Here is a 20375-nt window from a genome sequence, read left to right as displayed (position 1 = left end):
CCTGTGTAGTTAGACTGTGTCAGGATGGGTGCGGGCGAGAGACCGTGTGCACCCAGGCCCCTTGAGGCCGTTTTCCGGCTTGGTCCTCGCCCGCGTTCGAGTACCCAACCTGAACAGTTGATCGAGGCCGCACCACCGGACCTCGTAGCACAGGGATAGGCGCGATGATCATACACCCTGGCTTCATCGGGATCGATGTCTCCAAGCACCATCTCGACATTTTCGATGCCACCACCCAGCATGCCGAACGCATCGACAACACGGCGCAGGCGATCATCTCAACCTTCGAGCTGCTGCAAGCCGATCCGATCAAGCTCGTCGTCTTCGAGGCGAGCGGGTCTTATGATGGGTCGCTACGCTCTGCTTTGACGAGCCTGCAATTGCCCTTTGTTCGCGTCAATCCAGCCCGAGCCCGCGACTTTGCCAAATCCATCGGCCTGCTGGCCAAGACCGATGCCATCGTGCGAGATCAGACCCCCTTCAAGGCATGACACTCGCTCAACTACAGTTGCCGGAATCTCCCTCAGGCCTCGACCTTCGTCGCGATGTTCAGCTTGGGAACGCGGAAACCCATGGCGATCCATGCCCCCAGCAGCTTGGCGTAGAAGGAGATCGTATGGGTCTTCAGATTGGGGATGTCATCGGGAAGGCCGGAGGCATCGTTGAGGTCGCCGACCATGGTGCGCATCTCCACTTTCGGCCGCGCCTGCTCGGGCCACAGATGCAGATAGAGGCTGAGCCAATGCGCGCCCTTCATTTCCAGGAAGACGGGTGTGTTGCAGCAGGTGGCGACCACGCGGCGTGACCCTGCCTTGTCGGAAAGCCGGAATTCGCTCAGGTGTTCGGCGCCGGAAAGGATGGCGATGCGATCCTTGCGGTATTCGGCGCTGGGCGTGGCCTCGTGGCAGGTCAGCATGGGCCTGGCGCCGGGCAGCTTCGCCAGCCGCCCCGCTGCGGCCCGGCAAGAATTGCACAGGCATTCGGATACCAGGATCGGCGCGCCCCTGACCTCCAGGCGTGTCCGTCCGCAGTTGCAGCCGATCGTCGTGGTCCCGCTCATTGCCTGTGCTCCCCGCTGAGATGAAACAAATGCCGGATATATCGGTCGAGATGATCGAGGCTTTCCCGCGCCAGTCCAGGATCGTTGCCGGCCTTGGCCAGCACGAAGCCGCCCTGGATGACGGCCTGGGTGTGCCGCGCCAGGCTTGCGGCCGTCCAGTCGCCAGCCATGCCGCGCTCGCGCCGTGCCGCCTCGATATCGGCCTCCAGCGTGGCGGCATGGCCGAAGATGCTGTGCCCGCAGGCCTCGCGGATGTCGGGGGCGGTCGCATAGACCTCCTGCGCCATGGTGCCAACCAGGCAGGTGAACTCGGGCAATTCGCCCACGATAATCGCCCTGCGAAAGGCGACATAGGCCAGAACGCGTTCCAGGGGATCGGCCGGGGCGTGATAGGGCGCCACCTGGAAGAAGCGGGTGGTCGTCTCCTCCCAATATTCGGCGGCGGCGACGCCCAGCGCTTCCTTGCTGCCGAAATGATGGAAGAACGCCCCCTTGGTGACATCGGCCGCGCGGCAGATGTCGTCGACGGAGGTGGCCGCGAAGCCCTTCGCGCGGATGACGTCCCGCGCCGCCTCCAGCAGGCGGTTTCGGGCATGGCCGCGTTCGGGCGATTGCTTGGTGGGTCTTGACATGCGATATACATACCAAATGGTTGGTATGTGTCAAGCATGAAGTCAGAATGGCATTTCGGGAGGCCGGCCTTTCCCTGCCGGCCTCCCCTTCTGCGTTGGCGCAATGTTGTAAATGGATATTGTCAGGCGGCCCGAAGGTCCGGCCGCCGACTATCGGCCCTTCCAGACCGGCTCGCGCTTTTCGACGAAGGCCTTGGCGCCTTCGCGCGAATCCTCGGAAAGCTGCATGGCGCGGTGCTCGGACACCTTGCCGGCGTAGACATGCTCATAGGCCTCGCGCACGCCCATGCCTTCGGTAGCGGCGAGGATAGCCTTGACTGCGGCGATGGACAGCGGCGCGTTGGCCGCGATGGTATCAGCCAGTTCCCGCGCCGTGGCCATCAGGTCGGCCATCGGCACGACGCGATTGGCAAGACCCCAGCCATGGGCCTCCTGCGCCGTGAAGCGGCGGCCGGTGAGCAGCAATTCGCTGGCGATGGCAAGCGGAATGCGGCGCGGCAGGCGCTGGATGCCGCCGGCATCGGCGACGAGGCCAACCGTCACCTCGGAGAGGGCGAATTCGGCGTGATCGGCCACCACCATGAGATCGGCGGCCAGCGCCAGTTCGCAGCCACCGGCGATGGCGACGCCGTTGACCGCCGCGATCACCGGCTTGGTCAGCTCCCAGAAGGCGGTCAGGCCGGCAAAGCCGCCCGGTCCGAAATCGGTATCGGGCTCCTCGGAGCCGGACGCGGCCGCCTTCAGGTCCCAGCCGGCCGAGAAGATGCGTTCGCCGCCCCCCGTGAGGATGGCCACGCGCAGCTCCGGATCATCCTGCAGGGTGCGGAAGGCGGCATGCAGCGCCTTGGAGGTGGCGAGGTCGATGGCATTCGCCTTTGGACGATCCAGCGTGACCTCCAGCACCGCGCCGCGGCGTTCGAGCTTGACGGATTCAGACATGGCAATCTCCTGAAACAGGCCACACGGGCAAGCCCGCGCCAGCCCGGCAACCAATCCTTGACGTCATTGCGAGCGGAGCGAAGCAATCCACCTCTCGGCGGGGAAGCTCTGGATTGCTTCGCTCCGCTCGCAATGACGATAGTGTCAGCGGGTCAATCCCGATGGTGGTGCGAAGATCAATCCAGCATGCGCACCAGCGCATCGGCAGCGATCGCTCCGCGCCCCTCGGGCAACACGAAGAGCGGATTGACGTCGAGTTCAACCAGCCGGTCGGCATGGCGTTCGGCAAAATCGGCGATGGCCAGGATGGCCTTGATGGTGCCACGGATGTCGCCGCGCGGCTTGCCGCGGAAGCCTTCGAGCAGGCGTGCGACGCGCAGGCTCATCAGCTTTTCGCGGATCTCCTCGGCGGTGACCGGCAGCAGCATCACGGCCGCGTCCTTGAGCATCTCGACCAGCACGCCGCCGGCGCCGACGGTGAGCGTCGGGCCGAACTGGGGGTCGCGCACCACCCCGACGATCAACTCGGCAACGGCGCCTTCCACCATACGCTCGACCAGGAAGCGGTCGCCCAGATGCGACATCGAGGCGACGGCGTCGGTCACGTCGGCCCGCGAACGCAGGCCGAGCTTGACGCCGCCGACATCCGATTTATGGGCAATCTTGTCGCTGTGGATCTTGATCGCCACCGGAAAGCCGAGGGCAGCCGCTGTGGACGGGGCCTCGACCGTGCCGGCGATACGGCTCGGCGGCAGCTCGAGGCCGTGGCGGCCGAGCAGATGCTTGGATTCATATTCGCTGAGCAGGCGTGCCTTGCCGACATCGATGCGCGCGACCTTGCGCAACGGGACGAGCTTCTCCCAGCCGGCACGCGCCATGGTGAAGTCGACGCCATGGGTGATGGCGGTCAGCGCATCGCCCATGCCCTGCATCGGCAGCACACCGTCGGCAAGCAGTGCCTTGGCATCGTCCTCCTGCATGTTCTCCGGCAGCGAGGACACCACGGCGGCGCGGGCGCCCGAGGCTGCGGCAGCACGGGTGATCGCAGCGCGAGCGGCGGCAAAGCCGCCATCCGGCACCAGGCCGCGATCGGTGCGCGGCTGATCCAGCACCAGGAGGTTAAGGTCGAAGCCCGAGTTCAGCATCTCGGTGAAGACAGCCTCGTTGGCCGGCTCGTTGCCCCAGATATAGGTGTGGTAGTCGAGCGGGTTGGAGACATGCACCTTGTCAGTGAGCAACTCCTGCAGGCGAGCGGCGTTTTCCGGCGGGATCGGCGCGAACTCGAGGTCGCGATCGGCCGCGAGGTCGGCGATCAGCGCCGCCTCGCCGCCCGAACAGCTCATCGAAGAGATGCGCTTGCCCGGCAGACCGCCGAACAGGTGCATGAGCTTGAGCGTCTCGACGAAGGCCGGGACGTCGACAACACGCGCCACGCCGTAGCGGGCGAACAGGGCGTTGTAGAGCGCATCGGCGCCGGCGAGCGAGGAAGTATGGCTCATGGCGATCTCTGAGCCGATCTCCGAGCGCCCGGTCTTCAGCACGACCAGGGGCACGCCCTTTTCAAGCGCCTTGATCGCTGCCTGAGAAAACAAAGCGACATCGTCGATCGATTCCACATGCAGGCCGATGGCCGTAACGCGCTCGTCCGCCAGCAGCGCCTCGATATAGTCACCATGGTCGCCGATCGCCTTGTTGCCGACGGCAATGACATAGGCGATGGGCAGCGCACGCCGCTGCATCGTCATGTTGAGGGCGATGTTGCCGGACTGGGTGATGATGGCGACGCCCTTCTCCACCCGCTCGGCGCCATGGGTATCGGGCCAGAGCACGCAGCCGTCGAGCAGGTTGAGCACGCCGTAGCAATTGGGGCCGACGATCGGCATGCCCTTGGCGAGCTCGACGAGCTTCTTCTGCAGCGCCGCGCCCTCCTCGCCGACCTCGGCGAAACCGGCGGCATAGCAGACGGCCGCACCGGCTCCCCGCTCGGCCAGCGCCGCGACGATGTCGACCGTGGGTTCGCGCGGCGTCGCCACGAAAACGGCATCGGGCGCCTCCGGCAGATCGGCGACGGTCCTGTAGGCCTTGTGTCCCGCGATTTCGGTCTTGTCGGGATGAATGGGCCAGATCGGACCGGCATAGCCGATGCGGTCGCATTCACGGATGATCACGGAGGCCAATCGCCCCCCCGCGACGGCAATGTGGCGGGGTTTGAGCAGGCGGCGGAGGCCATCGACGACGGACATGCGGTGGGACCTATGGAGACAAAGCAGGCGGGAAACCTCGCACCCTAGGGAGGAGGCGTTGCTACAAGGTTGACGAGCACGGGACCGGCGTCAATCTGCTCATGTAGATTGATACCGCTTCGTGTAAAAATTCTGTCATGGACCGCCATCATCGACGACGATCTCAAAGATGCGGGTTGCGCGGCCGATACTGCGCAACCAGCCCGGCATTGATCTCCTTGGCGCCCGGCATGTTGGCGCTGCGATAGATCGGGGCATTGCCGCCCTCGGCCTGCAGGCGCGCCGCCACTTCCGCGAAGACCGCGTTGAGCAGGGCCGCACCGATCGAGGTCGAGACCGGGCCCGTGCGCAATTCGCTGTCCGGCAGCGCCATCACGGCATCGCCGGGCGGTGCGCCATTGTCGAGCACGACATCGGCCAGATCGGCAAGCCGGGGCCGGCCCTGTGCTGCCTGGCTCGAATAAGCGAGCGAGGTAATGGCGACGATGGTGGCACCGGCCGCCCTGCCGATCTCCGCCGCCTCGATGATGGCGGCATTGACGCCGCTGTTGGAGGCGATGATCAGCATGTCCTTGGCCCCGATCGGATAGCGCGCCAGCACGGGCGCCACCATGCCCGGGATGCGCTCGAAAGCCGTGCTGGCCACCGAGCCGTCATGCAGCATGGTCACCGCCGACAGGATCGGCACGGTCAGGGCCAGGCCGCCGGCGCGATAATGCGCCTCCTCGGCCAGAATGTGGCTGTGGCCGGTGCCAAAGACATAGACCAGGCCGTCCTGCCGGGCCGTGCGCTCGACGGCTACAGCCGCTGCTGCGATGGCCTCGGCATTGGCCCAGAACAGGGCCCCGATGCGCCGGGTGAGATCGGCGAGATAGGCGGCGGCGGTCGGTATGTCGGTCATGGCAATCTTCCGGGAACTGGCTGCTGCATGCGGGAGAGGTGTTCCTTCCTGCACGATCATGATGCTCCCGCCAAGCGTCGCCATTTTGGGCTCATCCGTCACGAAACGAATCGAGATGGTTCGACCTCTGTCATTGCCGGGCTTGACCCGGCAATCCAGTTCCTCCCTCCGGATCTCGGCGACGGGGCCTCTGGATGCCCGGGTCGAACCCGGGCATGACAAAGGTGGCGCCTCAATCGTTACGGGACATCGCCTCAGCGCCCCTCATGTGGGCGCAGCATCTGCCGCGCAATGATCAGGCGCTGGATTTCGCTGGTACCGTCCCAGATGCGCTCGACCCTGGCATCCTTCCACCAGCCCGCGATCGGCAGGGTGTCCATCAGGCCCATGCCGCCGAAGGTCTGGATCGCCCTGTCGGTCAGCTTGCCGAGCATCTCGGAGGCCGCCAGCTTGGCCATGGCGAAATCGGCATCGGTGGCCTTGCCCTGGTCGAGCAGCCAGGCGGCCCGGAGCGTCAGGAGGTCGGCGGCCTCCAGCTCCACCGCGAGATCGGCAAGCGGGAAGGAGATGCCCTGGAACTGCGAGATCGACTGGCCGAACTGCTTGCGCTGGCCGGCCCAGGCCAAGGTCTCGTCCATCACCCGGCGCGCCCGACCGACGGAGGTGGCGGCCACGGTAAGTCGGGTGGCACCGAGCCATTCGCTCATCAGGTCGAAGCCCTTGCCTTCCTCGCCGAGCAGTTGGTCGGCCGGGATGACGCAGTCGTCGAAATAGAGCTCGCAATTGTGGTAGCCGCGATGCGACAGGGCGTGCGGGCCAGGGCGGATGGTCAGGCCGGGCGTGTCCTTGTCGACCAGGAAGCCGGAGATCTGGTTGCGCGGGCCGCGCTTGGTTTCTTCCGTGCCGGTGACGGCGAACAGGATGATGAAATCGGCCTTGTCGGCATGGCTGATGAAGTGCTTCTGGCCGTTGATGACATAGCTGTCGCCCAGCCTGGCATCGTGTCTGCGGACGGCCTTGGTCTTCATCGAGCGCACGTCGGAACCGGCGCCCGGCTCGGTCATCGCCAGGCAGTCGACGCGCTCGCCGCGGATCGCCGGCAGCAGCCAACGCTCGCGCTGGGCCCCCCGGCAGCCTTGGAGGATGTTGGAGGGGCGAGCCACCACCATCTGCAGGCCGTAATTGGCCCGGCCGAGCTCGCGTTCCAGCAAAGCGATACCGACGGCATCGAGGCCGCCGCCGCCGAGCTCCACCGGCATGTTGGCGGCGTAGAGCCCGAGCTCCATCGCCTTCTTCTTGATCTCGGCGGCGAGGTCGTCGGGCACTTCGTCGGTGCGCTCGACCTGCGCCTCATGCGGATAGAGCTCCTCCTCGACGAAACGGCGCACCGTTTCGACCAGCATCTCCTGCTCTTCGGTCAATGCGAACTGCATGGCGCTTCCCCTCGGTACAACGGAATTCGATCGGCGCCCTTTCTAGTCTTTTCATGGCGCCGATCATGCCGATCACGACATGGATCAGGCGTATTGCGACGCGTCCATCTCGATGATCGTGGTCACTGGCGCGCTCGCGGCCGCGCGCAGGGCTTCCTTGACCTCGCCGAGGGAGCGAGCAGCGACATGCCTGGCGCCGAAGGCCTTGGCGGCGGCGGCGAAATCGGTCGCCTGCAGTCGCACGCCGAGCGGTGCGATCTGGTTGCGAACCATATATTCCTCGATCTCGCCATAGCGCTGGTCGTTCCAGAGCAGCACGATGACCGGGGCGCCGGCGTCGGCCGCGCTGGCAAGCTCGGGCAAGGTGAACTGGAAGCCGCCATCGCCGATGATGCAGACCACGGGCACCTTGGCCCGGCCGACCTTGGCACCGATGGCGGCCGGCAAGGCATAGCCGAGCGTGCCGAAGCCGGTGGCCGCGCTCATCCAGCGCCGGGCTGCGGGCGGCTCGGCCATGAAGTTGCCGCCATAGCTGGCTGCGGTGGAATCGGCCGCGACGACGGCCTCCGGCAGCACCTGCCAGATCGCGTCGAGCAGCGGGCGATGCCGGACATAGCGCGGATCGGCCCCCTCGAGACGCGCGGCCTGCAACTGCCGGGCATAGGCGGCTCCACCCTCGATCGTCTTCACGAGCGGCGCCAGGGCGGCGGCAAAGCGCCCGGCATCGCCCACCACCGGCAGGGTTGGGCGGGCATTGCGATGCAGCTGGCGCGGATCGATGTCGACGCGGATCACCGCACCGTTGAGCTTCAGCCCATCGAGCTCATACCAGAACTCGGTTTCGCCCAACTCGGTGCCGAGGGCCAGCACGAGATCGGCCTCGCCGATCGCGCGGTGCAACGCAGGAGTAAGCATGCAGCCGCCGGCCAGCAGCTTATGCCCAGCCGGCAGGATGCCCTTGGCATTGGCGGTGAGCAGCGTGGCGGCGCCCAACTTCTCGACCAGCCCGCGAATGGCATCGGCCCCGGCGACCGCACCGCCGCCGGCGATCACCAGCGGCTTCTTAGCCTTGGCGATCAGGGCCGCGGCCGCCTCGACATCATCGGTACGCGGCACCGGCGGACCGGCCGGCTTGCGCATGCTGGTGACCGGCCCCGGGAAGGGCTCGGACAACAGGTCGATCGGGATTTCGATCAGCACCGGGCCGGGACGCGCGGAAGCCATGAAGGCGAAGGCTTCGTCGAAGGCGGGAATGAGCTGGTCTGCGGTCCAGATCGTCAAGGCGAGGGCGGACACCTCGCGGCCGACCACGGACTGGCCGCGCAATTCGTGGAGATGCCCCTCACCGCGGCCGAGGGTCTGGCGCGGGTTCAGCGTGGTGATCACCAGCATGGGGATGCTGTCGGCCAGGGCCTGCCCCATGGCGGTGGCGATGTTGAGAAGGCCGGGGCCGGTGACGATGAAGCAGGCGGCAGGCTTGCCGGTCGCCCTGGCATAGCCGTCGGCCATGAAGCCGGCGCCCTGCTCGTGGCGCGGCGTGATGTGGGTGAGCCCGGACCCGGGAATGCCGCGATAGAGCTCGACCGTATGCACGCCGGGAATGCCGAACACCGTGTCGATGCCGCGTTCGACCAGCAATTGCGGAATGAGCGTACCGAGATGAGGATGGTCGGCCATGGTTCCCCCGTGGATGCGGTTATTATCTTGCAGGACACGTCTCCCTTCTCCCCTTGCGGGAGAAGGTCCCGGCAGTGGGATGAGGGGTGGCACGCCATATACGGCTGGCGTTGCAAGACCCCTCATCCGTCCCTTCGGGACACCTTCTCCCGCAAGGGGAGAAGGAAAATCTTGCCTCAGGCGGCCTTGCCCTGGCTCAGCCGGATCGCCAAGCTGACCATGCGGCTGGCGGCTTCGCGCAACTGCGAGGCATCGGAACTGAGGGCGACGCGCACATGGCCCGCTGCCTGCTGGCCGAAGGAGGCGCCGGGCATGACGGCGACCTTCTCCTCTTCGAGCAGGCGCCAGGCAAAGGCCTCGCCGTCAATGCCGGTGCCGGAGACGTCGACCATGGCGAACATGCCGCCTTCCGGCTTCGGGCAGCGCAGGCCCGGCGCATTGGCGAGCATTTCCGGTAGGATCTCGGCCCGCACGCGAAAGCTCTCGGCGCTCTCGGCGCATTCGGCGAAGGTCTCGCTGAGCGCATAGGCCGCCATGTCCTGAATGAAGGGCTGGCCGCCGAACAGCATCATTTCCGACAGCGGCAGCAGGCGTTCGATGAACTCCACCGGCCCGACGCACCAGCCGGCGCGCATGCCCGGCAGCATGTGCGACTTGGAGAGCGAGGATACCACCACGGTGCGCTCGGCTCCCTCGGCCAAGTCGAAAGGCGAGGCGAAGGGGGCGCCATAGGACAGCATCTCATAGACTTCGTCCGAGACGATCCACAGGTCGTGACGCCGGCAGACATCGACGATGGCGGCGATCTCGTCACGCGACAGCGTGGCGCCGGTCGGATTGTGCGGCGAGTTGAGCAGCAGGACGCGCGAACGCGGCGTGATGCGGGCTTCCAGGTCCTCGGCACGCAGATGGAAGCCATTGACCGGGTCGAGCGGCACCAGCACGATATCGGCACCGCTGGCACGGATCACGCCTTCATAGGTAGCATAGAGCGGATCGCCCACCAGGACCTCGTTGCCGGCTTCGGCCAGGGCGGCGAGCGCCGCATAGAGGGCGGTCTGGGTGCCTGGCATATAGGCGGTGTTGTCGGTGGTGATGGTGCGGCCGGTGCGCTTGGAATATTTGGCAGCGATGGCCTGCAGCACGGATGGCTCGCCGCGCCCGCCCGAATAGCGGATGCGGCGCGCCTGCAGGCTGGCGATGGCGGTATCGATCAGGGCCTGCGGCGCCGGCGTGTCAGGCTCGCCGATGGTGAGCTCGATGATCGGCTCGCCAGCCGCAACACGGCGGCGCGCTTCGAAATGCACGGCCCATTTCGCCGCACCCAAATCGGCCAAACGATCGGTCACGGAAGCAAAGCGCACGGTACACTCCTAAGAACTGTCCTCCCGGGATGTCGGTGTTTCGGGGAGGAGACGCATCGAGGCCAACCTGATGAATGGTTGATGACACCGAATGAGATGAGCAAGCCGATACCATGGCGCGCGATCCGGCGTAACCCCCGCGACGTCTTGCCCCAAGGGCCCGGCCCCGAGGCTCACGGCACCGCCAGCCTCAGCCGCCTCGCCGAGGGCGCGATCTCGACACGACGGCCCCAGTCGAAGGCGAGATGGTCGCTTTCGATGCCATCGGCGAAGATGGTGCCGCCATCCATTTCGGAGGTCACGACGACAGGTGCCTCCTCCACCAGCCCCCGTACCAGCTCGGTGCCGGTGGCGGGGCTCGGCCAGGCCTCGCGCACCAGGAAGCCAAGGCGCGGCTGCACCGGCGAGAGATCCAGGCTGGCATGGGTGGCGTTGAGGATCGAGGCCGCCCAGCCGGTGGCGCCGGTCCCGGTGGCGACGATCAGGCCGGAAGAGGACTGGCGTTCGCTTTGCCCGCCGCAGGACAATGTGTAGCGTGCCGACTGGTGGCTGGCATGGCCCACGAAGATCTCGTTGAGGGCGAGCAATCGCTCGCCCTGGTCGAGACGCGCTTCCGCCATCACGCGCTCCTCGACGCGGATACTGCCCTTCACGGCCTCCTGCAACGCGTCGCCGGTATCGCTCACCCCGAACCGCACCAGGACGCCAGCGTTCTGCCCCGGAAAGGGATCGATGCCGATGACGACCTGACCATCGAGATATTTGGCGACATTGGCGACCAGCCCATCCTGGCCGATTGCCAGCACGACATCCTCCGGACCGAAGACGAAACGTTCGACATCGGCCCGCAGGATGGTAGCCTGGCGCCAGTCGGCCGGGATGGCGGCCCTGATGCGATGCAGAGCCTCGGTAAAGCGCCGATGCGTGTCCTCCACCGCTTCCAGCGTCAGGCCCTTGCGCTCCAGTACGAAGCGTGCAGCGGCAGCGCTGGTGTAGCTTGCCTGGATGCGGTCGAGATCGGTCTCGCGCCGGACCAGGATGACACGGGGGGCGAGAAGGGACATGGCGGGCTCCGGGGTTCGAGGGATAGTTTCCTTCTCACCCTGCCTGCTCCTCGCCCTTGGCCAGGGCCGCGCCGAGCACGGTACCGAGCTGGGCCAGCACGTCGGGGCCGAGATTGAGCGTGCCGATCCTGGCATTGGCGAAGGCTTCCTTGAGGGCTTCGGCCACCGGGATCAGCACCGGCAGGGTGTTGGCGATCTCGGCTCGGACACGCTCGCCGACGAGCTTGGCCTCGTCGAGCCGGCGGATCGCTTCGGCTTCGGCCTCCGAGGCGACACCGCGTGTCACAGCCTGGCTGCGGGCCGTCAGCTCGCGGGCCGTCGCCTCGCCTTCGGCCGACACCATGTTCTTGTCGACAGCCGTGCGTGCCTGGGCGAGCTCGTTTTCGCGCTCGCGCTCAAACAGGCGCCCGCGCTCTTCCTCCAGCCGGATCTTGGCCTTGGTCTCGTTCTCCGCGATCGCGGCCTCCTTCTCGACAGCGGCGGCGCGGCGGGCAAAGGTCGCCTCGTCGGCAGCCTGCTGCAGCTTTTCCGCCGTCGGCTGGCGCAGGGCCCTCACCAACTCCGGTGCCGGGGTGAGATCGGACAAATGAATACCGGTGAGGGCAATGCCGATCGCCGACAGCGCGGCGGTAGCGGCAAGATCCCGCTCCACCTCGGCCAGCAATGTGCCGACGCCTTCGGCCAGCACGACACCGATGCTGCGGCTGGAAAGGAAACGCTCGACCGCGGTCTTCACCAGCCCGTCGATCAGGTTCTCGACCTGGCTCAAGGGATCGGCGCGATAGGAGCCGGTGCGCAGGTCGACGGAGAAGTCGATGCGCTCGGCCAGCAGCGCCGGCTCCTGGGCGCGCCAGCTCGCCAGCCCCTGCACGCTCACCGCCTGGAAATCGGCGGTGCGACCGGTGACGGCGACGATGTGGTTGCGGTCGTCGGCCGGCACCTCGACCAGCGAGGTGCTGCCCTGGGGCGAGAACCACACGGCCTGGCCCCGGCCCGACCGGGCGAGGCGGCCGCGACGGTAGACGCCGAGGAAGGATGAGGCCTCGACGCGGGCGTGGCTGAAGAAGGGATAGCGGCGAATGGTGGCCATGGCTGGCTCCTGCGTTGTCGAGATCGACTGAACTCGTTTTAATTTATTAAATTACAAAGTGCAAATTGTATTTTGTATATTTATGCCAGACTCACATCGACCCTGTGTCGAACAGCACATGCGGGTGGTAGGAGCGCACCGGCTTCGACCGGGAATGAGGGAGGCAGACGTCCCTACCGCCTATCCTTGGTCGGGTAGCCGTGCTTGTTGCACCAGCGATAGGAACTATGCGTGGGCGTGACGACCCCGGCACAATAATTTTCGTCAACCGAGTTCCCTGTCTGATTGAAGGAACTACTCGAGGAAGAAGGTGGTGCCGGCTCCGGCCGCGGAGGTTCCGGCAATCGGGCCGCCGCTTCGTAATTGCCGGGTATCCTCGGCACATGGCCGGTGAAGGGCTTGACGATGACCGTGGATTGCGGCGCCGCGCAGCCGGCGACGAGGGTGGCCAACAAGGCAGACGACAGAAACGAGCGCATGTCTTCCTCTGCTCCGGATCGGATGCCGTTTCACCACGGATCGCACCATCGGTCAGTTCCCAAGCGAACAGGCGTCGACGGGAAGGCATCTGCGCCAGCCAATAAAATCACAAATTGCATTTTGCGCCTTGATCTCGCTGCCGCTTCCGGCTGTGCTAGAACGATTTGACGGAATTGGCACCGCGGGCAGGGAGCGCCCTGGGTTCCACCGTTGCCCCTGTTTATGGATGTCGAAATGCCTGTCGTTTCCTCTGCCGGGCCTGAACAGCGCCCGATCGCCACGGTCGACATCGTTCTCGTCACCTTGAACGAAGACGGCCTGCGGCTCTGCCTGCAACGGCGCGAATACGATCCCCATGCCGGCGAACTCGCCCTGATCGGCGGCTATGTCAGGCCGGAGGAGGATGCCGACATCGAGGCGTCGGCGCGGCGCATCCTGGCCAGCAAGGCCAGGCTCGATGGCCTCTATCTCGAACAGGTGCGCAGCTTCGGCGGCCCGGATCGCGACCCGCGCGGGTGGTCGATCGCCATCGTCTATCTGGCTTTGGTGCCGGACGAGCGCCTTGCCGCCGCCGAGGCAGCCGGCGCTCCCCGTTTCGAGCGCATCGATCCCGACCATTGCCCGCCTCTGCCCTTCGACCATCGCAGGCTGATCGCCGCCGCCCTGGAGCGACTGCGCTCGAAAGCGAGTTATTCCACCCTGCCGGCCTTCCTGCTCGGCGAGCAATTCACCCTGCCCGAGCTCAAGGCCGTCTATGAGAAGGCCATGGGCACGCCGCTCAACGACAGCGCCTTCCGCCGCAAGCTGATGGAAATGCAGATTCTCGAGGAGATCGATGCCAAGGCGAGCGCCACAGCCGAACGCAAGCGCCCGGCGCAGCTCTACCGGCTGGCCAGTCGGGCGCTGACGGAATTCGACAGGACGGTGTGATCCAACCTTTCTCCTTCCTTCATGCTTAGCCAAGAACCCTGCCAGCCTTCCTGGATAATGCTCCAGTCGAGACAGCGTCATCATCGCCTGCGAAAACAGACCGACAGAGTAAGGAGACCATCATGCTGCGCCCGATCAATCCGCCCGGCTCCGCCATTCCCGGCATTTCCCAGGCCATGCTGGTCGAAAGCGGGCGGCTGCTGCTGCTTTCCGGCCACGTGCCCTTCGACGAAACGGGCAAGGTCGTCGGCGATGACCTCGCCTCCCAGCTCGACAAGGTCTTCGCCAACCTGCTCGCCACCCTGCAGGCGGCCGGCGGCGATTTCAGCGCGCTGGCCCGGGTGACCATCTATGTGCGAGACTACGATCCCAGCCAGCTGCCTGTGATCCGGGCGGTGCGTGATCGCTGGATCGGCAAGGAGCGGCCGCCGGCCAGTTCCCTCGTCGGCGTCGCCTCGCTGTTCCTCCCCGACGTCCTGGTGGAGATCGACGCCATCGCCGTGCTGCCGGAGCAGAAGGGAAGCATGGATACGGGCCGATAACGGGCGGGTCACGCGTCCCCCCTATTCAGTGGATACTCAAAACGCCGGACACCGCTAGTGTCGGCAAACCGAGAACATCCATCGCGAGACGACAGTGCCGATCGCGAGAAGGAGGATCGCATGCCCCTCCGTGCGCGCGTAGGTCGCCACGCCTCGACCGGCGCCCAGTGCCAGAACTGGGCCGAAGACCAGCAGATCGTCATCGCACTCCTCAATCTCATTCCCAAGATTGACGGCGGAGCCCAAGCCGGTATTGCAGGCCGCGTCGTTGGCGGCATCGCCAGCGACGCGCTGTGCAGTGCCATCCTCACGTTCCAGAAGAAATACTTCCCGGCGCACCAGACAGGTTTCATCGAGCCCACCGGCGCAGCCATCGCCAAATTGGAGGAACTCGCCTCACGCCCCTCGCCGACGCCGGCTGCCACCCCGACCGGGCCTTGGGGCGTATTCCAGAGCAACTCGGTACCGAAAGCCCTGCGCGCGGCCTTGGCCGACGATCGCCATCTCAACCATGTCGAGGTCGTCGAGATCCTGCGCGCCACCCTGCAGGACGGCCGGGTGACGCAGAGCGAACTCGCCGACCTGAAGATGATCGCAGAGAAGTCCAACACCATCATGCCGCGGTCGAAGGCGATGCTGGAGCGCTTCGTCGACCTGGCCGGCACGATGATCGCAAAATGGCCGTTCGACGTCTCATCGGTCCAGCGCAGCTATGCCGTCGGCCGTGCCTGCGACTTCATGCGCAAGCTCGGTCGCGGCCAATGGCCCAATCTCGACCGGGACGAAGTCGGCATCGGCATCATCATCCGCGTCGCCTATCCGGGCACGCTCGACCAGAACCAGACGAATTTGTGCGGACCAGCGGCTCTGGTCTTCAATGTCCTGCGCGACCGTCCGGGAACCTATGCCGCCTACGCCTGCGACATGTACGACAAGGGCGAGGGCGTGCTCTACAGACTTCCGATCAAGCCGAAAGCCGATCTGCGCCATGCCGCCCCCTCGTCCTCCGATATTGCCCCGGTCGACTGGCTGACGCTGGCGAGCATCCGCAACTCCAACGACTGGGCCATCCATTACGATTCGACCGACGGCGGATTCTCGGGCATGACGACCCCGATGGAGCTGGCCTACTGGTTCGACCAGGCCGGCTACACGGATGTGCGGGAGGATGCGAACTTCTTCCGCCACCAGCGCGACACCGACAACATGAAGGAAGCGAACCGCCTGCTCGCGGCGGGCTACCATGTCGTCCTGCTCATCGGCTCCAACATGGTCGATGGCCATCAGACCCAGAGCTCCGACATTCGCGACGATCACTGGGTCGTGCTGCAATCGCAGATGAAGGTGGAGAATGGCGAAGTCACGTTCCACATCTATACCTGGGGCGACGGCTATCGCGAGGTGCCCTTGAGCGGAACGCTCACGCTGGATGACTTCCTGATGAACTATTATGGCTATGTGGCTGCCAAGCCCTATTAGCCAGCATCAGGGTCACGGGCAGCCGTGCTCGGCCTTGGAAACAAGGCACCAGGCCAACCTCGTGAAGAACCCGGATAGAGGCTCCCGCGGCCGAAACTCCAGCTTTCCGGACCGCCGCATTTTCAAGCGCGGACGAGACGTCCGTTTCCCAGGCATAGCTCGGCCCCGAGCCATGCCGAAATGCAGACGTAAACCGATTTACATTTTCCCCTTCGGAAGCAATATTGCAGTGCAATACATCGTTCCCAAATCGCTGATTCAAGCCATTGCCAGCCTGCGGCCTCTCGCCGTGAGGTTTCTCATCTTGTTTGTTTCGAGCCATTCGCCCTGAAAGCCCTCCCGTGACCCACCCGGCCACCGCTTCCCTCGCCGACCTCAACGCCGACAGCCCCTCCCATCGCCATCGCGCCGCCTGGATCGAGTTCGCCCTTGCCGTCGGCGCTTTCGGCGTCGGCGCCGGTGAATTCGCCTCGATGGGCATCCTGCCCAACGTCGCCAACGGTCTCCTGGTCACCGAGCCGCAAGCCGGCCACATGATCAGCGCCTATGCGCTCGGCGTGGTCGTCGGCGCGCCGGTCATCGCCGTGCTTTCGGCCCGTATGGCGCGCCGCACCTTGCTGCTCTGGCTGATGGTGGTGTTCGCCGCTGCCAATGCCGCCAGCGCCCTGGCGGGCGGCTATTACCAGCTGATCGGCTTCCGCTTCCTGGCGGGCCTGCCGCATGGCGCCTATTTCGGCGTCTCCTTCCTGGTCGCCGCCGGCATGGCCGAGCCCAATCGGCGCGCCCAGGCGGTCGGGCGCGTGATGATGGGAATCACGCTCGCGACGCTGGTCGGCTCCCCCCTCGCCACCTGGCTCGGCCAGACCCTGGGCTGGCGCCTCGCCTTTGCGACCGTCGGCGCCATCGGCGCTCTTACCGCCGCGCTGATCCTGGCCTTCATGCCGCTCGACAAGGTCAAGCCCAGCGCCAGCCCGCTGCGTGAACTCGGCGCCCTCAAGCGCAAGCAAGTCTGGCTGACCCTGGCGATCCCGGCCATCGGCCTGGGCGGCATGTTCGCCGTCTACACCTATGTCGCCTCCACCCTCACCCAGCTCAGCGGCTTCTCGCCCGCTTTCGTGCCGGTGGCGCTGGTGCTGTTCGGCATCGGCATGAATGTCGGCAACATCGCCGGTTCCTGGCTGGCCGACCGCGCCCTGATGGCCACCATCGGCGGCATGCTGGTCTGGGTGATCGTGGTGATGGCGCTCTATGGCCTCACCGCATCCAATCCCTGGATGATCTCGCTCTGCATCTTCCTGATCGGCTGCAATTTCGCCATCTGCCCGGCGATCCAGACCCGCCTGATGGACGTGGCCGGCGATGCCCAGACGCTCGCGGCCGCGCTCAACCATTCGGCCTTCAACATCGCCAATGCCCTCGGCGCCTGGCTCGGCGGCGTCGCCGTCGCGGCCGGCTTCGGCTGGGCCTCGACAGGCTGGGTGGGCGCCCTGCTGGCCGTGGCCGGCCTCGTGGTCTTCCTGGTATCCTGGGGCCTGGAGCGGGCCGACAGGCGCGAGCCCGAAGCCGCCGCCGTCGCGGGTTAGGAGCGACGGGTTGGAGCTGCGGCGAGCCCGCTTAGGCCGCTGCCCCGATCGCCGGCCCGGCTCCGAAACGACGCCGGTAGTCGCGCGGCGACAGCCCCATCAGCTTGGCGAACACCTTGCGGAAGGCAGCCGGATCCTCATAGCCGACCGACCAGGCGATCTGGTCGACATTGCGATTGGTGGTTTCCAGCAGGGAACGGGCCCTGCTGACACGGATATGCTGGAAATACTCCGTCGGCTTCAGGCCCGTCGCTTTGTGGAAGCGGCGCAGGAAGGTGCGTTCCTCCAGGCCGGCCCTGTCAGCCATGGCTGACAGGGAAACCGGACGCATGTCCTCCGCCGCCTCCTCCTGGTCCTGCAGCCAGCGCTGCACCTTGAGCACGGCCTCGTCGCCATGGCGCAGATTGGGCGTGAAATTCGAATAATAGCGCTGCTCCCGCCCCGGTGGGTCGACGAGCAGGAAACGCGCCGTCTCCAGCATGACCTCCTGCCCCAGGACCCTGTCCACCAGCGTCAGGCCAAGGTCCGTCCAGGCCATGATGCCGCCGGCTGTAATGATATCGCCATCGTCGACGATCATCTTGGCGGTATCGATCAGGATATCGGGAAAGCGCTGGGAAAGGGCCTGGGCGAAGCTCCAATGCGTGGTGACCAGCCGTCCGGTCAGCAGGCCGGTTTCCGCGAGCAGGAAGGCGCCGGCGCAGACCGAGCACAGCATGGCCCCCTCGTCATGGCGCTGGCGCAGCCAGGCGGCGAAAGGAGCGGAGACCGCATGGGACGGCAGATCGCCGAGCCCCGGCAGGGCAACGATCGCCACAGGCTTGTGGGGGGCTGGACCATGGCTGTCCGCCACGCATTCGATGCCGCCGCCCTCGGCGATCTTCCACTGGGAGATCCGAATGCCGATATCCGCATCGCCGGCCCGGCGGCGCGCGATGTCATTGGCTGCGTCGAAGAGATCGACCATGCCGTAGACGGCGGCCGTGCGCACGCCAGGATACAGCAGCAGGCCAATCTCAGGTAGAGTGCTACCCATTGCCATTTGTCAGTTTTGCCCCGAACAATGTCAGTTTCGCCAATCCGTATCACGCCCATGGCGCGGTATTCAATGTCTCACCAGGCCGCCACGTTCCGAGGCGCCCCGCATTTCAACCCAGCAGGAGACCGACGATGAGCACGATCACCACCGAAGACGGCACCCAGATCTTCTACCGCGATTTCGGCAGCGGGCAGCCCGTGGTCTTCTCCCATGGCTGGCCTCTGAGCGCCGATGCCTGGGACGCCCAGATGGTGTTCCTCGGGCAGCATGGCTACCGGGTGATTGCGCATGATCGCCGCAGCCATGGCCGCTCGACCCAGACCTGGGACGGCAACCATATGGACCAGTATGCCGATGACCTCGCCGAACTGATCGAGGAACTGAACCTGAAGGATGCCGTGCTCGTCGGCCACTCCACCGGCGGCGGCGAAGTCACCCGCTATCTCGGACGCCACGGCACCAAGCATGTCGCCAAGGCTGTCCTGGTCGGCGCCGTGCCGCCCTTGATGCTGAAGACCGACGCCAATCCCGGAGGCCTGCCGCTCGAAGTCTTCGACGGCATCCGCAAGGGCACCTTCGACGACCGCTCGCAGTTCTACAAGGACCTGACCCTGCCCTTCTACGGCTACAACCGCCCAGGCGCGAAGGTTTCCGAAGGCGCGCGCGAATCCTTCTGGCTGCAAGGCATGCTGGGGGGCCTCAAGGGCCAGCTCGACTGCATCAAGCAATTCTCGGAGACCGACTTCACCGAGGATCTGAAGAAGATCGACGTACCGACCCTGATCATCCATGGCGACGACGACCAGATCGTGCCGATCGGCGCTTCCGCCCATCAGTCGGTCAAGCTCATCCCCAACGCCACCCTCAAGGTCTATCCGGGCGGCTCGCATGGCCTGACCTTGACGCAGCAGGACCAGTTCAACGCCGACCTGCTTGCCTTCATCAGGGGCTGAAGTCAGTAGGAAAAGACGCAGCAATCCTTCTCCCCAGGTGGGAGAGGGATTGTCGCGCTTCACCCGTCTTGGTCGGAATAGCCGGCCTCAGCCTCGCGCCTTCTCGGCCAGATGTACCAGCGTCAGCCGCAGGGCGGTGGCGTCCAGGACCGGCTTGTCGAAGACGAGGCGCAGCGTGTCGTCGGCAAAGGCCAGATCCAGGCCTTCGGGATCAATGCCGCTGATGCGCCAGGGGCCGTCGCGGCCGCCGAGCAATTTGGTGGCGTAGAGCCTGACGGCATCGGCATGATCAGCGTTCATATGCTCGATCGCCCCGGCCTCCGCGGCGCGCAGGGCCTCCGCGCCCTTGACGTCGGTAAGGAGTTCCTCCGCCGACAGCAGGGCAGCGCGTGCAAAGCCGCCATTGAGATGCCCGCCGCTTACCGCCACGCGGAAAAAGCTGAAATCCGGGAAATCGGCGTAAAGCGCCGATTTAGGATGCCGGGCCAGAAAGCGCGCCTTGCAGAGAGCCCTGGCATCTTCATCCTCGACGATCTCAGCCAGGCCCTTCACGGTCAGGCGGGCATGGGCCAGCGGATCGCCCTTGCCGCCCTCGCTTAGCAGCAGGGAAATGCGCGCATCCTTCTCGATATTGCTGCGATGGGCTGCCAGCCGGGAGAGTAGAAGCAGCGGCGCACCATCGAAATCGGTGGCTGTATTGACGAGGCTGGCAAAGGGGGAGCCATCGCTCGAATCAAGTGTCGCCAGCGCGCCGGCGCGGATGCGCCTGAGCAGGGCCTTGCCCTCCGCTACGGGCTCGAAATCGGCAGGCTGGTTCGCCGGAACCGGCTGGCCGGGCAGACGCGTGGTATCGCTCGAAGACATCGCTCTGGAAGACTCGTTTGGATGGAAACAGTTTGAAAATGCCGTTTTGCCGGCGATTGGCAACAAGAAGTACCGTTTTGAACCGATAATTGTCACACTTCC

General features: G+C 65.6%; 19 protein-coding genes. 6 read left to right on the top strand and 13 right to left on the bottom strand.

The window, feature by feature from the left end; genetic code table 11:
- Positions 1 to 164 precede the first annotated feature (164 nt).
- Positions 165 to 491 (top strand): IS110 family transposase, encoded by a 327-nt coding sequence (locus ACTJKX_RS28260; RefSeq protein ID WP_440727279.1) that lies wholly within the window; start codon positions 165 to 167, stop codon positions 489 to 491.
- A 32-nt stretch (positions 492 to 523) separates the two neighbouring features.
- Here the strand turns inward: ACTJKX_RS28260 and ACTJKX_RS28255 are convergent, their stop codons facing one another.
- From ACTJKX_RS28255 to ACTJKX_RS28205, 11 genes are all read right to left on the bottom strand, one after another.
- Complete coding sequence (locus ACTJKX_RS28255; RefSeq protein WP_440727278.1) at positions 524 to 1060, bottom strand: GFA family protein; 537 nt, start codon at positions 1058 to 1060, stop codon at positions 524 to 526.
- Entirely contained in the window at positions 1057 to 1692 is a 636-nt protein-coding gene (locus ACTJKX_RS28250; RefSeq protein WP_440727277.1) for a TetR/AcrR family transcriptional regulator, read from the bottom strand. Before ACTJKX_RS28250 ends, ACTJKX_RS28255 begins: the two co-directional genes overlap by 4 nt.
- 150 nt (positions 1693 to 1842) lie before the next feature.
- Positions 1843 to 2631 carry an enoyl-CoA hydratase-related protein gene (locus tag ACTJKX_RS28245; protein ID WP_440727276.1) on the bottom strand — a complete coding sequence of 263 codons (789 nt, stop codon included), beginning with the start codon at positions 2629 to 2631 and terminating at the stop codon, positions 1843 to 1845.
- A 176-nt stretch (positions 2632 to 2807) separates the two neighbouring features.
- A complete protein-coding gene (locus tag ACTJKX_RS28240) occupies positions 2808 to 4874 on the bottom strand; it encodes an acetate--CoA ligase family protein (protein WP_311937945.1) in 2067 nt (688 codons plus the stop codon).
- A gap of 163 nt (positions 4875 to 5037) precedes the next feature.
- Positions 5038 to 5775: an SIS domain-containing protein gene (locus ACTJKX_RS28235; RefSeq protein ID WP_440727275.1), complete on the bottom strand. Its 738-nt coding sequence runs from the start codon at positions 5773 to 5775 to the stop codon at positions 5038 to 5040.
- Positions 5776 to 6029: 254 nt separating this feature from the next.
- Positions 6030 to 7208 (bottom strand): acyl-CoA dehydrogenase family protein, encoded by a 1179-nt coding sequence (locus tag ACTJKX_RS28230; RefSeq protein WP_440727274.1) that lies wholly within the window; start codon positions 7206 to 7208, stop codon positions 6030 to 6032.
- A gap of 84 nt (positions 7209 to 7292) precedes the next feature.
- A complete protein-coding gene (locus tag ACTJKX_RS28225; protein ID WP_394312523.1) occupies positions 7293 to 8885 on the bottom strand; it encodes a 5-guanidino-2-oxopentanoate decarboxylase in 1593 nt (530 codons plus the stop codon).
- 176 nt (positions 8886 to 9061) lie between these two features.
- Positions 9062 to 10249, bottom strand: coding sequence for a pyridoxal phosphate-dependent aminotransferase (locus ACTJKX_RS28220; RefSeq protein ID WP_440727273.1), 1188 nt, complete (start codon positions 10247 to 10249; stop codon positions 9062 to 9064).
- A 173-nt stretch (positions 10250 to 10422) separates the two neighbouring features.
- Positions 10423 to 11313: a hypothetical protein gene (locus ACTJKX_RS28215; RefSeq protein WP_440727272.1), complete on the bottom strand. Its 891-nt coding sequence runs from the start codon at positions 11311 to 11313 to the stop codon at positions 10423 to 10425.
- Between the two features lie 34 nt (positions 11314 to 11347).
- Entirely contained in the window at positions 11348 to 12403 is a 1056-nt protein-coding gene (locus ACTJKX_RS28210; RefSeq protein WP_440727271.1) for an SPFH domain-containing protein, read from the bottom strand.
- 173 nt (positions 12404 to 12576) lie between these two features.
- Positions 12577 to 12882 carry a hypothetical protein gene (locus ACTJKX_RS28205; RefSeq protein WP_440727270.1) on the bottom strand — a complete coding sequence of 102 codons (306 nt, stop codon included), beginning with the start codon at positions 12880 to 12882 and terminating at the stop codon, positions 12577 to 12579.
- Positions 12883 to 13117: 235 nt separating this feature from the next.
- On the opposite strand from ACTJKX_RS28205, the gene ACTJKX_RS28200 reads away from it, so the two are divergent.
- The 4 genes from ACTJKX_RS28200 to ACTJKX_RS28185 all read left to right on the top strand — a co-directional run bounded on the left by ACTJKX_RS28200 (position 13118) and on the right by ACTJKX_RS28185 (position 17417).
- The gene (locus ACTJKX_RS28200) at positions 13118 to 13813 is read left to right on the top strand and encodes an NUDIX hydrolase (protein ID WP_440727269.1); all 696 of its coding nucleotides are present in this window, start codon (positions 13118 to 13120) and stop codon (positions 13811 to 13813) included.
- Positions 13814 to 13935: 122 nt separating this feature from the next.
- Positions 13936 to 14355, top strand: a complete 420-nt coding sequence (locus ACTJKX_RS28195) for a RidA family protein (protein ID WP_440727268.1) — start codon at positions 13936 to 13938, stop codon at positions 14353 to 14355.
- A gap of 120 nt (positions 14356 to 14475) precedes the next feature.
- Positions 14476 to 15834 carry a hypothetical protein gene (locus ACTJKX_RS28190; protein ID WP_440727267.1) on the top strand — a complete coding sequence of 453 codons (1359 nt, stop codon included), beginning with the start codon at positions 14476 to 14478 and terminating at the stop codon, positions 15832 to 15834.
- A gap of 341 nt (positions 15835 to 16175) precedes the next feature.
- On the top strand, positions 16176 to 17417 hold the full coding sequence (locus ACTJKX_RS28185) for an MFS transporter (protein WP_440727266.1): 1242 nt from the start codon (positions 16176 to 16178) through the stop codon (positions 17415 to 17417).
- Positions 17418 to 17448: 31 nt separating this feature from the next.
- Here the strand turns inward: ACTJKX_RS28185 and ACTJKX_RS28180 are convergent, their stop codons facing one another.
- Positions 17449 to 18459 (bottom strand): GlxA family transcriptional regulator, encoded by a 1011-nt coding sequence (locus ACTJKX_RS28180; RefSeq protein WP_440727265.1) that lies wholly within the window; start codon positions 18457 to 18459, stop codon positions 17449 to 17451.
- A gap of 128 nt (positions 18460 to 18587) precedes the next feature.
- On the opposite strand from ACTJKX_RS28180, the gene ACTJKX_RS28175 reads away from it, so the two are divergent.
- Positions 18588 to 19409: an alpha/beta fold hydrolase gene (locus tag ACTJKX_RS28175; protein ID WP_311937916.1), complete on the top strand. Its 822-nt coding sequence runs from the start codon at positions 18588 to 18590 to the stop codon at positions 19407 to 19409.
- Between the two features lie 87 nt (positions 19410 to 19496).
- On the opposite strand, the gene ACTJKX_RS28170 is transcribed toward ACTJKX_RS28175, so the two are convergent.
- A complete protein-coding gene (locus ACTJKX_RS28170) occupies positions 19497 to 20273 on the bottom strand; it encodes a HugZ family pyridoxamine 5'-phosphate oxidase (protein WP_394312536.1) in 777 nt (258 codons plus the stop codon).
- Between the last annotated feature and the right edge of the window lie 102 nt (positions 20274 to 20375).

Origin of the sequence: Labrys sp. 22185 (genome assembly GCF_052045555.1) — a bacterium.
In the GTDB taxonomy this organism is placed as follows: domain Bacteria; phylum Pseudomonadota; class Alphaproteobacteria; order Rhizobiales; family Labraceae; genus Labrys; species Labrys neptuniae.
The sequence above is the reverse complement of the archived record's forward strand: the minus strand, read 5'-3'. Positions and strand labels throughout refer to the sequence as shown.